The sequence below is a fragment of the Segetibacter sp. 3557_3 genome, from assembly GCF_004354985.1.
Classification (GTDB): domain Bacteria; phylum Bacteroidota; class Bacteroidia; order Chitinophagales; family Chitinophagaceae; genus Segetibacter.
In genome coordinates this window covers 18,427-32,253 of sequence record NZ_SMSK01000025.1, presented here as the reverse complement: position 1 = coordinate 32,253, position 13,827 = coordinate 18,427, and the positions used below count along the sequence as shown (strand labels likewise).

General features: G+C 45.2%; 12 protein-coding genes. 5 read left to right on the top strand and 7 right to left on the bottom strand.

What is annotated here, in order from left to right; all coding sequences use genetic code 11:
• Window positions 1–90 precede the first annotated feature (90 nt).
• The 6 genes from EXU57_RS23350 to EXU57_RS23330 all read right to left on the bottom strand — a co-directional run bounded on the left by EXU57_RS23350 (window position 91) and on the right by EXU57_RS23330 (window position 3,925).
• On the bottom strand, window positions 91–408 hold the full coding sequence (locus tag EXU57_RS23350; protein ID WP_133270685.1) for a hypothetical protein: 318 nt from the start codon (window positions 406–408) through the stop codon (window positions 91–93).
• A gap of 94 nt (window positions 409–502) precedes the next feature.
• Window positions 503–799, bottom strand: coding sequence for a hypothetical protein (locus EXU57_RS23345; protein ID WP_133270684.1), 297 nt, complete (start codon window positions 797–799; stop codon window positions 503–505).
• 294 nt (window positions 800–1,093) lie between these two features.
• On the bottom strand, window positions 1,094–2,023 hold the full coding sequence (locus EXU57_RS23340; RefSeq protein WP_133270683.1) for an SdiA-regulated domain-containing protein: 930 nt from the start codon (window positions 2,021–2,023) through the stop codon (window positions 1,094–1,096).
• Between the two features lie 754 nt (window positions 2,024–2,777).
• Window positions 2,778–2,945 carry a hypothetical protein gene (locus tag EXU57_RS25255; RefSeq protein WP_165958266.1) on the bottom strand — a complete coding sequence of 56 codons (168 nt, stop codon included), beginning with the start codon at window positions 2,943–2,945 and terminating at the stop codon, window positions 2,778–2,780.
• A 10-nt stretch (window positions 2,946–2,955) separates the two neighbouring features.
• Window positions 2,956–3,366 (bottom strand): GreA/GreB family elongation factor, encoded by a 411-nt coding sequence (locus EXU57_RS23335; protein WP_133270682.1) that lies wholly within the window; start codon window positions 3,364–3,366, stop codon window positions 2,956–2,958.
• A gap of 88 nt (window positions 3,367–3,454) precedes the next feature.
• A complete protein-coding gene (locus EXU57_RS23330; RefSeq protein WP_133270681.1) occupies window positions 3,455–3,925 on the bottom strand; it encodes a hypothetical protein in 471 nt (156 codons plus the stop codon).
• An 863-nt stretch (window positions 3,926–4,788) separates the two neighbouring features.
• On the opposite strand from EXU57_RS23330, the gene EXU57_RS23325 reads away from it, so the two are divergent.
• The 5 genes from EXU57_RS23325 to EXU57_RS23305 all read left to right on the top strand — a co-directional run bounded on the left by EXU57_RS23325 (window position 4,789) and on the right by EXU57_RS23305 (window position 11,545).
• On the top strand, window positions 4,789–5,115 hold the full coding sequence (locus EXU57_RS23325) for a hypothetical protein (protein ID WP_133270680.1): 327 nt from the start codon (window positions 4,789–4,791) through the stop codon (window positions 5,113–5,115).
• 221 nt (window positions 5,116–5,336) lie between these two features.
• Window positions 5,337–6,032, top strand: coding sequence for an ABC transporter ATP-binding protein (locus EXU57_RS23320; RefSeq protein ID WP_133270679.1), 696 nt, complete (start codon window positions 5,337–5,339; stop codon window positions 6,030–6,032).
• Window positions 6,033–6,257: 225 nt separating this feature from the next.
• Window positions 6,258–8,741 carry a TonB-dependent receptor gene (locus EXU57_RS23315; RefSeq protein ID WP_133270678.1) on the top strand — a complete coding sequence of 828 codons (2,484 nt, stop codon included), beginning with the start codon at window positions 6,258–6,260 and terminating at the stop codon, window positions 8,739–8,741.
• Window positions 8,742–8,750: 9 nt separating this feature from the next.
• Window positions 8,751–10,199: an ABC transporter permease gene (locus EXU57_RS23310; RefSeq protein WP_133270677.1), complete on the top strand. Its 1,449-nt coding sequence runs from the start codon at window positions 8,751–8,753 to the stop codon at window positions 10,197–10,199.
• 2 nt (window positions 10,200–10,201) lie between these two features.
• On the top strand, window positions 10,202–11,545 hold the full coding sequence (locus EXU57_RS23305; RefSeq protein WP_133270676.1) for a DUF3526 domain-containing protein: 1,344 nt from the start codon (window positions 10,202–10,204) through the stop codon (window positions 11,543–11,545).
• A gap of 335 nt (window positions 11,546–11,880) precedes the next feature.
• On the opposite strand, the gene EXU57_RS23300 is transcribed toward EXU57_RS23305, so the two are convergent.
• Window positions 11,881–13,065: an FG-GAP repeat domain-containing protein gene (locus tag EXU57_RS23300; protein WP_133270675.1), complete on the bottom strand. Its 1,185-nt coding sequence runs from the start codon at window positions 13,063–13,065 to the stop codon at window positions 11,881–11,883.
• Window positions 13,066–13,827 lie beyond the last annotated feature (762 nt).

Below are 13,827 nucleotides of genomic sequence, written 5' to 3'. Positions count from 1 at the left end.
CAAGGATCGATTAACAATACCCTTACATGGTCACCTCTTTGATCGGCTCCCCTCCTTTGGCAGGGTTTTCCATTCTGGCCTTCAGGGTGCTTAGGGGAATGGATACTTCCCCCTATCTTTCAAAACGATTGTTGGTTTAGCACCGTTTACTTTGACGTCGTTTCCCTGCATAACATACTGCTCCGCTTTCCAGTCAGCAACAAATATTTCGGTTCCAGGTGGCAGGACATACATTTTTTCCTGGCCAGGATCAAGATTACTGACCCTTGTTTGCATTTTACCGTCAGGGGTATAGATAATCAATGCAAGGTGATATACATCTTTGTAATCATTCGTAAACCTCACCCCATTAATCTTTTGGGCAAAGGCGGCTTGCTGTACAAGTAGGGCGAAAAATAGCAGAAGCATTTTCGTCAGTTTTCAACATTCCTTCTGTTAAAAAGTTTGTTGTTGTTGAGTGCGCCGTGGCTAGTCCCAAGCATCAACCTTCTGTTTGCGATCTTTATTCGCCTAAGGAGGATTGATAGTTTAGCAAGGCAGCGAGATCCTGTATAACGTGAAAATTTCCGTCGTGAGGGCCTTTTGTAGACACCGGCTGTCCATCGACAATTCTAAAGTGCAATGCATCCGGGAGGTTTGCAATCACCATTTCATCGGTACTCAACATGGGTACAGCAGTCAACACGTCCTGGCTTTCAGTAACCTCGAATTGAACTTCCTTCTGCATAATTGCGTTCCCTGGTCCTTTGATGGGTACAGGTACCGTGTGAATACCTAACTTTTTCTGCTTTTCGGCCATGATGATCGGGTTGAATGTAAAATGGTTGTTGTTCCAAAAAATATGCCCTAAGTTCAGCAGCGGAAAAACATAGTTTACTGATTAGGTGCTTTCAACGGAAAGCCGCACACCTTTAAGTTACACATTCGGCCATATAACCCTGCGTTACAAACTTGCGAAAATACAACTAACGACTCCCGGCCTGGTGACCGGCTTGAGAACAGTAACACGGCATTCAAAACGGCTCACTTAAGTCTCCGGCTTCACCTTCAGAGATACCGCACAACTATAACATACTTTCAATTAGAGACCGCTTTACTGCAGTCTAACTTTTAAAATGTTGCCACTATGCTTTGTGCCTTCATTAGATATAAAAAGTTCTGCCGCAGGATTAAACGCAATACCCTCCGGTTGTGAAAAGGCCTTATCGTTTAGCGTAGTAACTGACTTGATTTTGTTGGACCTGTCGAGCACCAATAGCCGGGGTCTTCGCCCATCAACAATATATAAGTCCCCTGTTTGAGGGTGAACACTGATTCCGGAAGGATAAAAAGAGGATTTCGACTTTTTTTTGCTACCCGTTGCAAACAACTCACTATTAAGGTCGATCGTGAAAGCTGGCCTGGCATCAAACTCCTTGCTGCTAAGATTAAATGCGTAGATACCTTTATAGTCGTTGCTGCGACGATCCTCGTCTTTTACGGCCAACAGCAGGTTGTTGGTTTTAGGGTCATAACAAAGTCCTTCAACGTTTTCTTTCGCAGTGAGAGCTGTAGCATAAATTTTTGTACTCGGTTTGTCACCGCGATAACCACTCACTTCCGTAATCCTGCCATTGCTCGTTACAACATAAGCTGCATCACCGGCAACTGCAATACCTTCATAATCGTCAACGACACCAAATCTAATTTCCTTTTCAACCATTTCCGTAGAAGTGTTATAAATGAAGATTGTACCCAGTTCATCCTGTATACAAGCAAACCGGTTTTCATCAACATAGGCCAAGCCGGAAATCTCCTTAAGTATTTCAGGCATTTGCCAGGCACGCTCGATGGCAATAGTGCTACTAACTGCCCTTGCAAAGCGGTTGGAATGTCCAGTCCTACCATCCCGTACCACGTTACCTTCAGCAGATCCCGAGATCGCGCCAAAACGATCCTTTAAAGAGCTTGCGTTCAGATACAGATAAAAAAAAACGGTTAAAGCAACACAAAGCATCACCAGTAGGCCCGATCGTAAATTCATGACTATAGTTTAGTTTCCGTCAGGTGTCAACCAATTTCATACCGTTAATGTTTGCAGAACCCGTCGTTGCAGAAAACTGGCACGTGCTTACGTAATATGCATACTTAGCGTTGAACATTTCACGACGAAGTAATTGCTGTATATGTTCGTTAATCAAAGCTGCCCACCTCAAATTGTTTAAGCTGAACAAGCCTGCATACCTTCGTTATAACCGTACAGTATAAGATGCGACAAGGGTTTATTGCGTGGGAGGGCTAACTCAATAACGAGTTGACTTATTCTTTTTCAACCAGGACAGCCTTGCCGGTTAATTATTCGTAAACAGCATTGTCCCGTGCCCTCGGCGTTGCCGCCTTTATTGCGAGATTTCAATGAGCTGAACCATTTCTTTTCGCCCGGTAAAATTGACATAAAGTGAGGTGAAATTCATTTTATCAATCCCGAGAAAACGGTTGTTTATGGACTCTTTTGCTTCAAGTTAAAGCGTATTTGCAGCACAAAAGTTAGCAAGCAATATTTCGTTGTTGACCTTTGCCTTGCTGGCGCTTCTCCAATAAGTCGTAACAAACAAGCCCACAAACAAAAATCCTAGCACCCGGATTATAAGGGTGGTAAATGGTGCATCACCCATAGCAACTACTCTAATGGGTTTAGGAACTTGATAACCGTCTAAACTATACGGCCTCATAGAATACGATCTGAAATAAGACCCTTTTAAGACCAGCAGCTTTGACGATGTGGAACAGAGCGCTACTTAGTGCCTGCTGTTTCTAGTGCGTTGATGGAACTTTAACGTCCGTTGGTTTTCGAGGTACTCATCAAAAATCTTTCTGTCTTTCCGCCTGTCGAATAGTTGTTTAACAAGCAAGCCGATGACAGACATGACCAGGAGCACAAGAATAGCAATCAATAACCAGTTCATAAAGTAAATATTAAGGTTTGACGGATTCCTGGTTCTCCACTTTCATAATGGTGAAAGTTTTACTTCCGGCGGGCACATCCCATTTCACTTTTTCGCCTTGCCTGAAGCCCAACAATGCAGTTCCGATAGGCGCGAATACAGAAACTTTCTTTTCCTTGATGTCGGCTTTTTCAGGAACAACCAAAACCAATTCGATCAATTTGCTTTTAGTCCCTTCTTTTATAATGACCCTCGAATTAAGCCTCACCACATCGTTCGGTAAATCTTCTTTTTTTACTAGGGTAGCCTTCTTTAGCTCTTCATTCAGTAAGGCCGCATTGCTTTTATCGAATGCCTTAACAAACTTTAATCCTTTCACGTAAGCACTTAATGTCTCGTAATCATCGTGCGCTATGGTAATAGCACCTTTTGTTTGTTTCATTGTTTGTATTATTAATTGTGATTAATCATCAGAAATGAAGAATTTTCCCGAACACTAATTGCAAAATGGAAACCCTCACTAGCTCAATTTATGCCCGATCCTGAATTTGAACAGGCAGCGCGCTGGACACCAGCCGTTGCCAATGTTTTGCTTTAACTTCAAGTTGTTCAAGGTTAACGCATCCTTCTGTTTGGCTATCAAATAAGAGGAGAGAAAGTTTACCTGAATTACCCTTATATATTAATTGTAGAAATACCTTTCTAAGAAATAGATTTACCTTTTTGAATTTTAATTCTCCTGCATCTATAGGACCATATACCTTTCGAATAATACACTGCTCACATTTTGCCAGGTCAACAATTAAACACGATGAAGAGCCCGGCGTCCTGGCTGCATACACCAATTTGCTTTTAACCGGGTCCAGTGCAATAAGGTGTGCGCCCAATAACTCGTATTTCTCGATGTTTAAACTCCTACTCCTGGCAAAATTCTTAATGTTCCAGAGCCGCTTTGCCTTAGTTTTTAGATATCCGTAGTAGGGAGAAATTACTGTATTCATAGGAGAAAAATTTTGTGTTCACAATTGAGGATACAATGCCGTTTACTTAAGCAAATTCTTATGGACCCGGCCACAGGAATTCTATAGGACATCGTTGCGTCGCACTCTTGTACCACTGGAAGTAGCTGGGCAAACAAATTACATAATCGGCTTAACTAAACGACATTGATTGAGCATATGTAAATCATCTGCGCCGGAAAGTTTTTTTTTTGCAATGGCGGTTGCCCTAAGCATACTTGCTTTTTTCTACAGGATTTATAGCAGATAGGTCAGCATGCTGCCATTGCAACAATAGCGTTACAGTTGAAGAAAGAAAACTATCCCGCTGCAATAATTCCGAAAGATGACAATACGTAAAAGATGGACTTCCCCGGACCCGGAAGAAGAGTTTAGGCCGGGGTTAAAGTTTTAAAGGCTTTGAAGCTTGAGTAGTAATACATCCCTGAATTGAAGGGTAAAAATTCAGTAAATGAACAGGTATAACTATCGCGGGTATCAAGTACAACGTGGTACTTGCGCATTGGTGAAGAAATATGTTTTTCGTTACCCGACATGAAACAAACTTAATAAAGATTAAATGAACAACCTTGTTAAAAACGGTTAATATTCTAAAATTTCAAAAGCTTCAATAAAGCTTGCTCCGGCACGATAATACAATTTCGCATATTCTCCATCTGCGGTTTCAACAATCCCTATATGATAAATCAGGTGTTTGTTATAGCAAATTCGATAAAGTAGGGTCTCGCTACTGCAACAGCACGTATGTCACCTTTGTCTATCTACTCACCCCGAGGCTGGTCGAGGCGCAAAGAAATATTTTCAACGATGTTGCAAAAATTTCAACAAACCCATACCTTCGCACCGTGAAGTCAAAAAACAACATACTGCGTAGCCAGCTTATAGCCGGGTTCCTGTTGGTAATGTTTTGTTTCGTTCATGTGGTGAAAACAGCACACCGGCATGAGCCGCTAAAATCCATTGCAAAAACTTCTCAAAACAACAAAATCTTTGGTGCTCCCGCTTGTGCCATCTGTGACTACGAACTGGTTAAAGCCTTCGATCAAAGCGTTCACTATGGGTTGGCCCCTGCCCTACCACAGCTCTCACCTGGATATAGTGACTACAATGCTCCCCTTGTTACCTCTATTGGTGCTACTTCTTCGGGACGTGGCCCACCTTCAATTAGCTGATCTCCATCTTTACCAGACTTGCTCATAAGCACTCAGTGTTGTGTAATTAAGCCCTTGCTGGCTTATTTTGCCCAGTAATGGTATACCGCGGCGTCCGTCCACCTGACTCAGCCGGGCGGGCAAGGATTTACAATTAACAAACTGCGGCCTGGTCCAAAAAAGATCGCTTAACTAAACGAGATAGCATAAGCATTGTCTATTATTCAGCTAAATACATTCCCATGCTCCAGGCAATTGGGCTTACCAAATCTTACGGTGAGCATACGGCGTTAGATGCACTAAATCTTACCATTAACAAAGGTGAAATATTCTGCCTGCTCGGTCAAAACGGAGCCGGCAAAACAACCACCATCAACCTGTTTCTAGGCTTCACTTCAGCGACTTCAGGAAGCGCCAAAATCAATGGCATAGAAGTTCGTCCTAACGATATTGCTACAAAGAAATTCATTGCCTACATACCAGAAGTTGTCATGCTTTATGGCAATCTAACCGGTGTAGAAAATCTTGATTTCTTTAGCCGTCTTGCAGGGTTTACCTACCCACCCGATCAGCTCTCCGATTTGTTGACGCGCGCAGGTTTGCAGCACGAAGCACATCCAACAAAAGTTGGCACATACTCGAAAGGAATGCGGCAAAAGGTTGGCATTGCGATAGCCCTGGCAAAAAATGCCGATGCCATTTTGATGGACGAACCAACTTCAGGACTTGATCCGAAAGCCACAGCTGAGTTTACCACCATTTGCAAAAACATGGCAGCAGAAGGCAAAGCGATTTTCATGGCAACCCACGACATCTTTAACGCGGTAAATGTCGCCAGTCACATCGGCATCATGAAAAGCGGAAAACTAGTACATACACTCAACACCGTCGATATCACTGCCACCGGGCTGCAAAACCTTTACCTGGAAACGATCTAGGCGATTTCTTTCAACTATCGACAGCGTCAATCCACGTATCCGGTGACGGATAACCGCGTTGTATACAGCCGTACATGCCCGGCCTGCTTTGCCATGCTACCGGATGTCTTATTGATCATCGAAGCGCTAACATGCAAACGCCTGACCTTTCGAGTTAGAAGAATAACCCGGTAATACGGTGATGAACCCCTTAGTAGAAACCTCAGCATACACGATTAAACAAACATGAAACCCATAACCTTTTTCATCATCATGCTCGTGATTAGCGGTACAGCCTATAGCCAGCTTACGTTTAATGGAATTGTTCGCAGCGAAGACCAGGAAAGCGTGTCCGGAGCCACAGTAATACTTTCAGGTCAATCTCAAACAACCATCTCAACCGACATCAATGGTGAGTTTAAGTTCTTGAACCTCCAACCAGGAAGGTACACGCTAAAAGTTTCACACATCGGCTATGAAACACTTACTGAAGTGATCAACCTTACAGGCGGCAACACAAAACCATTCATTGCAGTGCTTATACCAGAAAGCAAACAGTTACAAACCGTTGAAGTGATCGGAAGAACTTCAAAGAGATACCATAGCGAATACTCCTTTGGTGCAACAAAAACATCCGCCTTAAACAAGGATATTCCGCAAGCCATTGCTACGGTCACAAAAGAGTTGATCGCAGACCGCCAGGCTTTTCAAATGGCAGATGCTGTGAAATCTGCAAGTGGTGTTATTCCATCGAGTTTCTATAACCAGTATGCCATTCGCGGAATAAGTCAAAACGAAGAGGGGCAGATCATTAATGGCATGCGTACACGCCAATACTATTTTTTACAACCACTTACCACCAACATCGAACGCATAGAGGTGATTAAAGGACCAGCAAGCGCCACCTTCGCGTCTGTTGATCCCGGCGGCAGTATAAACCTCGTCACTAAAAAACCTTTAAACGTAAACAGGAGAGAAATCAGGCTGGCTGCCGGCAGCTTCAGTACCATACGTGGATCACTCGACTTCACGGGTCCGCTTAACCAGGAAAAAACGTTGCTGTACCGGTTGAACGGTGCCTACCAGGAAGCAAGGAGTTACCGCGACATGGTAGGTAATAAGTCGTTCCTGCTATCCCCTTCATTTACGTACTTGCCGGATCAAAAAACCGCTATAAATGTTGAGCTTATCCTCAGCAACATGCGGGGCAACCTCGACCGGGGTCAGCCAATCTTTGGTGCTATCGCGGGGGTAACCAACCTTGCCAGCACGCCCATCAGCCTGAACCTTGGTGCACCCAACGACTTCTTTCAATCCAGGGATTTTGTGATTACGGGCAACCTCTCGCATAAATTCAGCAAGCACATTACCCTCACCACCTCGTACATGAAGCAAACCTGGACTGAGGACCTGCAGGAGCACCGCACAACCAACGCCTTTGCAGTGGACTTCAACAATGCCCCGGTAACTTCCCTCGCTGCGATGCAGTTTGTACAACGCAAGCAATTCTGGAACATCGACAACCTGAACACTTATTTAAACTTTGATTTTGAAACCGGCAAAGCCGTTCACAAATTATTGATTGGTTATGACCTGCACAGTTGGAACAAATTCAAGGGAGGTGGTCAAAATGCCGCGCGGGGCTATTTGTTGAAAGACGGCTCTGTTGCAGCCTCATTTGTGTTGGCGAACGCAGCAAATTACCAGGCAACAACAATCTCCGGAAAGCTTCTACCTAAACCGAATGTAAACCACTTCGATCTCAACAATCCAACATATACCATACGCAACGCCGACGACTATACCCTGAATGTAAGAACTGCCTTACCGGCTGCACTAACCACCACTAATGCCATATACATCCAGGAGCAATTACAATGGAACAGGTTCACCTTATTGCTTAGCCTCAGAAACGAATTCTTTCGCGACATAACCAATTACAAATCCGGCAACCCGTTACAAGCCGAAAATAGTTTTGTACTACCAAGGGTGGGCCTGACATATGCAATTACAGTAAACGTAAATGTCTACGGCACTTACCTGCAAGGATTTCAGCCGCAGGTGAACACAGTTACTTTGATGCCCAACACCGCCTCGTTAAAACCCGGCAGCCAGTTTGATCCCCTGACAAGCGACCTTAAAGAAGTGGGATTAAAAGGTGGACTATTCAACAACACAATAAAGTTAAACGCGGCTGTTTATGAAATCAACCAGCAGAACATTTTGCTCAATGCTAATGTTCCTGCTTTTCCCGACTCGCTTACCACCCGCGGTGCAGAGCGAAGCAGGGGTTTCGAAATGGACATCGCCGGATTTTTGCTACCCAATTGGCAAATAAATGCGTCGTACAGTTATATAGACGCTGTGATCCTGAAAGACAATGACCCTTCATTGGTTGAAACAAGAAAACAGAATACTCCCTTCAATAGTGCAAACCTTTGGACCCGTTACAATATTCATTCAGGCTCGATGCTAGGCAATACAGGTATAGGGCTCGGTGTGCAATACAGCGGTGATAAGGTGCCCTGGTTTACGACCGCCTTCCGTGTGCCTGCATATACAATCTTTGATGCTGCCGTTTACTATGAGCCGGGGAAAAGCAACATGCAGTTATCGGTAAACGTAAACAACCTGACCAACAAAACGTATTGGATCGGGGCACAGAATTACCTCCGCCTGTTTCCGGGTGCCCCGCGCAACATCATGTTCACTGCAACTTATAAATTCTAATCAAGCCTCATGCAAAGAAGGAATGTATTGTTGATTGCCAAACAATTTTGCACAACCACTTTTAAGTCAGGTGCCCTGTTTGCCACCCTTATTGTTTTTGGCTTGCTGCTGGCATACGCGGCAATTACCGGTTACAGCAACTATGTTGTGCAGAATGATATTCGCGAATCTTACCAGCATAAAGCACGTGAAAGTTGGGAGTCAAATCCCGACAAACATCCGCACAGAATGGCACACTTTGGCACATTTGCTTTCCGTACAAAACATCCACTTAGCATCTTCGATTTTGGCCTCGAAAGCTTCACAGGAAGTGCAATCTTCCTGGAAGCACATAAACAAAATACGGTCAACTTTTCTGAGGCCGGGTTCTCAACAGGGCTATTGCGTTTTGGAGAAATTAGCATGGCAATGTTGTTACAGGTCATCCTGCCGCTGATCATTTTTTTTCTTGGATTTGGCGCTGTAGCTGCCGACCGGGAGAATGGCACATTGAAAATGGTATTGACACAAGGGGCAAGTTGGATGGAAATCATTGTAGGAAAAACCCTTGGACTGATGAGCGTGTCAATATTGTTTTATACACCGGTAATCATCGTATCATGTGTGCTGCTTGCACTCACTAATCATGATGAAGTGGGCGCTGAGGTGCTATTGCGATTGGCAGTAATCACCCTCGCCTATTTCCTGTTGTATTGGGTTATTAGCACGATAGCTGTTACTGTTTCCACAAGCAGTAACAGCGCGCGTCAAGGGTTGTTTAAACTACTCGGACTCTGGCTGGTATTTGCAATCCTGCTGCCCAGGATAACACAGGCGATTGGCGGCACTGTTTATCCGGGGGCATCAAAGGTGGAATTTGAAACGGCAATCGAAAGCGATCTAATTGAAGCTGGCGACAGTCATAACCCGGACGATCCTCACTACAAAGCCATTAAAGATTCCGTGCTCCGTGCACACCAGGTTGACTCCATCCAGCAATTGCCATTTAATTATAGCGGCTTCATAATGCAGGAAGGCGAACGCCTCAGCGCAGCTATCTACAATGGCCACCTGCAATCACTGTTGCAGACTTACGAAAAACAAAATGCCCTCGCAAACAGCACTGCGTGGATAAATCCGCTTGCCGCAATCAAGGTCATCTCTTCCGTTTTTTCAGGTACCGACTTTTATTCATACACCAACTTTCAAAGTGCGGCAGAGCGGTATCGATATCGGCTTGCGCAGGAGATGAATGCACTTCAGATTAAACTCATTCCTAACACAAAGCCCAGGGATAACGAGCAGCCATTTAGCATCAGCCGCGATCATTGGCAGGCATTTCCGGATTTCGAAAACTCCCATGTTCAAAGGGGAGTACTATTCCAAAATGCTGCCGCAGCACTGGCTGCTCTTGCGTTATGGAGTACGCTAACAATCTTAATCATTCTCCGGAGTGCCAAAAAAGCAAAAGCGATTTAACTATGCATGTTTTAGCCTTTAAGAATTTTCTTCAATCAAAAACCGTTATCGCCAGTTTGGTACTGGTTTTACTTACCGGAGCCGTAAGCATTATTATCGGCCAACAGTTCCTGGCAAAAAAAGAAAAAGCAATTGAAGCTATCCACGAGTTTCAACACGATCATATTGGGCGCAACATTAAATACTTCAGCACCGACATGGGGCTACTCATGTACTACTTACGCTTCGCATTAATCAATAAGCCCGATAAATTGGCCGCAATTTCTGTTGGCCAGCGCGATGTTAACCCCGCTATGCAGGCAGTAAATATCCGCGGCCTCGAAGCTCAAAAGTACGATACCGATTTAAACAACCCGGCAACCCTGGCATCCGGAAATCTCGATCTTGGATTTGTGATCATCTACCTCTTTCCACTACTCATTATTTCGTTTACCTTCAACCTGCTGTCGGAGGAAAAGGAAGCTGGCACATGGTCGCTGGTAGCAGTACAATCCGGCTCATCGCTGAAGTTCCTGTTACATAAACTTGCGGTTCGCGCCGTCGTAGTATATGCCTTGCTGGCAATATTGTTAGCTGCGGCTGCAATCGTGCTGGCTATACCCGTGAATGCGCAGTTCGCAGGCATTTGTATCATCAGTGTATTGTATATCGCTTTTTGGTTTGTACTCGGCCTCCTCGTTTCCTCGCTCAACAAATCCTCTGCCTTTAATGCCTTATTGTTCGTGGCATTATGGGTAACCTTAACCATCTTGCTACCTGCAAGCGTAAACAACTACGTGGCTAACAAATATCCGGTGCCTGAAGCGCTAAGCACGATTGTAAAACAGCGCGATGGCTACCACATGAAATGGGATACGGACAAGCAGCAAACGATGACTAAATTTTATGCGCACTATCCACAATTCGCCACCTATCGCTTACCCGAAAAATCGTTCAGTTGGCTGTGGTATTATGCCATGCAGCAATTGGGCGACGATGAAGCCGCTTCAGATGCGGCACGTATGAAAGCAAAGCTGAACCAGCGGGACAAAGCCAGTAACCTGGCGGCGGTTTTTATACCCACTATGCACACCCAATTACAACTAAACGCCATCGCCGGAACGGGCATGGCGAACCACTTGCAATTCCTCGATAGCACCTCATCTTTTCATGAAAAATTGCGGCTGAAGTTTTACCCTGCAATATTCGAAGCTTCACCCGCACCTGCCGGGGATTTAAAAAAGATCAGGCCGGAGTACTTCTCTACTGCAACACAAGTACAATGGCCAAAAGCACTGCTGCCGTTGCTACTGCCCACCGGGCTTCTGTTTGGAATTGGGATATTCAAGCTAAGGAAAGTAGTTTAGTAGTGGCCCAATGATCTGGCGGTGCATATTGTAGATTGATAAGCTGATCGATTGCCAAGCAAGACTTATTCAAAAGTATTAAAGCAACAGTGAAAACCTGCAACAGGTCTGCGATAGAGCTTATTGCTGCAATGATGTTTTGATTTTTTTGTAGCCGGCATTTGAGCTTCCTGCGACGGTGGTTGCGACGCTCCGTTCAACAATGGCTTCTCATGGCAGCACATTTAAGAGTGCATGCCGGCACTTCGCTGACGGAAGAATAACTGGTATTAACCTCCTTACTATAGTGACCGATACGTGTTTGACTATTTAACTGGTCATCCATTCAACTTCCTTTAATGCCCTCTACCCAACAACACGGAAAAACTCTTGCTCTCGAGGTTGCTGGTCGCAACGTCCGGCTTACCATCACCGTTCACATCTGTAACGGCGAGATGCCAGGAACCTTTGCCGGTGGCGAAAGGTGAGCCCGGGGCTGGCTTAAATTGTCCCTTTCCATTGCCGAGCATCACGCGCACGCCATCGTTTGCGGCCGCCAACACATCAGCATTTGCATCGCCGTTCATATCCGCGATTGAAACGTGCCATGCGCTGCTGGCTAAAGAAAATGGTGAGCCCGCTACTTCCGTAAAGTCGCCACTGCTATTCCCGGCAAGTATCGACAACTCGCTCCGTTCAGAATGCGTGATCGCGAGGTCGGACTTACCGTCCCTATTGATATCACCAATTGCAACAAACCAGGGGCTTGGAGTCCTGAGCGTAACATCCTGGCGTCGAAAGTTTCCTTTACCATCCCCAATCAGTAGTGAAATCCCACCGCTTGTTGTCCTTGTGCTGGTTGAGACAACATCTAATTTCCCGTCTCTGTTTACGTCTCCGACAGTCAGCGGGTAAGGTGATGAATTTACCGGGAAAGGTGAGCCGGGAGCAGGAACCCAGTTTCTGTTACTGGTACTCAGCATAATAGCAATTGCATTATCAGAATTGTTAGCGGTGGCGATGTCGGGAATAGCGTCGCCGTTGAAATCACCCGTACCCAGCCCATGTGTGTGCGGATCGCGACCTGTTAGCATAGTAATAATCGCGTTTGGCGACACGGCAAAATTTCCCTTGCCGTCGCCCGTGACAATCAAAACTCCATAGCTATCATGGCTTGCTACCACCAGGTCAGCATTACCATCACCGTTAACATCACTTAACGCTATTTCATTTGGAGCAATGGACACATCTACAGGCTTAACAGAAGGAGTAAAGGCGCCATTTCCCTGCCCAATGAAAATTGTTAAGCGCTTTTCCTGGCTGCAGGCAAGTATAAGATCCACTTTGCCATCATTATTTACATCGCCTGCTACGATATTGCCCGGCCCACAGCCCATTGCCACAGGTGAGCTTTTTGCCGGAATTAAGAGCGCCTGCGCTGGAGGCTGGGCGTTGCACGACGATCCGTTAAGCAAGAGCAGGCAGAGTCCACCCAGGCTTACATAACTGCGCAATTTGTTTCGGTAATTGATCGGACACATGGCAATGGATTTTAGTGAAGTTATTTGGACCTGCCCGGGGGCAGAAGCGCATTTGGATAACGATCCTTAACAAAGGGAAAGAAAGTTTTTGTGCATTGCAAGTGACTGGGGTCAAATAAAACCGAATAAAATGCCAATAAGGATAAACGGCAATCTACTGCAACACCACCGTTATGTCAGAAAGCATTGCACAACAGAAACAATTGCTGCTGAATAACATTGCTGGAATTGTGGCGTAGACATGCATGCAACGGAGCAGTAAGGGTCAAACGTTTAAACACCCGGTCCATCAATGAAATATCGTTGACACGTGCGACGCAACGGCCGACGCCCAAAGCGTTATGGCTGGCTCCATAAAAATTTCCAGGAGCTTAACTCCACTGCGGCAATTGCTGTTTGATATCCAGGGCTAATCGTCAAATAGAAGGGCTTATCCGCTTTGCTCGCTATGATTGGCAAGACCGCACGTAATTGTGCGGCAGTATGGAAGTACCGGTTGGCTGTACTATCGTGTATATACAACTTTATGACCTTTTCATAAACTGCTACATTGGAGAACCCTGCATCCAGTGCAACAAACTCGATCGAGGAAGATTGTGCAGTTCACGCCATTGCAACCAGGCTACTACGAAGAGTCTGCAAGAGCCTGAGCCATGGTAGAAACACCGCCCTGATCACCACCCGCAAGATGTTGTAGAAGCGGGAATGCCGATAAGTGTTATAGTGCACTAAAGATTCGGGTAAAGAAAATGATAATTCCAA

Coding starts and splice junctions, on each gene's coding strand:
- EXU57_RS25255 (WP_165958266.1), bottom strand. CDS start 2,945: ATGAACTGGTTATTGATTGCTATTCTTGTGCTCCTGGTCATGTCTGTC.
- EXU57_RS23320 (WP_133270679.1), top strand. CDS start 5,337: ATGCTCCAGGCAATTGGGCTTACCAAATCTTACGGTGAGCATACGGCG.
- EXU57_RS23315 (WP_133270678.1), top strand. CDS start 6,258: ATGAAACCCATAACCTTTTTCATCATCATGCTCGTGATTAGCGGTACA.
- EXU57_RS23310 (WP_133270677.1), top strand. CDS start 8,751: ATGCAAAGAAGGAATGTATTGTTGATTGCCAAACAATTTTGCACAACC.
- EXU57_RS23340 (WP_133270683.1), bottom strand. CDS start 2,023: ATGAATTTACGATCGGGCCTACTGGTGATGCTTTGTGTTGCTTTAACC.
- EXU57_RS23300 (WP_133270675.1), bottom strand. CDS start 13,065: ATGTGTCCGATCAATTACCGAAACAAATTGCGCAGTTATGTAAGCCTG.
- EXU57_RS23330 (WP_133270681.1), bottom strand. CDS start 3,925: ATGAATACAGTAATTTCTCCCTACTACGGATATCTAAAAACTAAGGCA.
- EXU57_RS23335 (WP_133270682.1), bottom strand. CDS start 3,366: ATGAAACAAACAAAAGGTGCTATTACCATAGCGCACGATGATTACGAG.
- EXU57_RS23350 (WP_133270685.1), bottom strand. CDS start 408: ATGCTTCTGCTATTTTTCGCCCTACTTGTACAGCAAGCCGCCTTTGCC.
- EXU57_RS23345 (WP_133270684.1), bottom strand. CDS start 799: ATGGCCGAAAAGCAGAAAAAGTTAGGTATTCACACGGTACCTGTACCC.
- EXU57_RS23305 (WP_133270676.1), top strand. CDS start 10,202: ATGCATGTTTTAGCCTTTAAGAATTTTCTTCAATCAAAAACCGTTATC.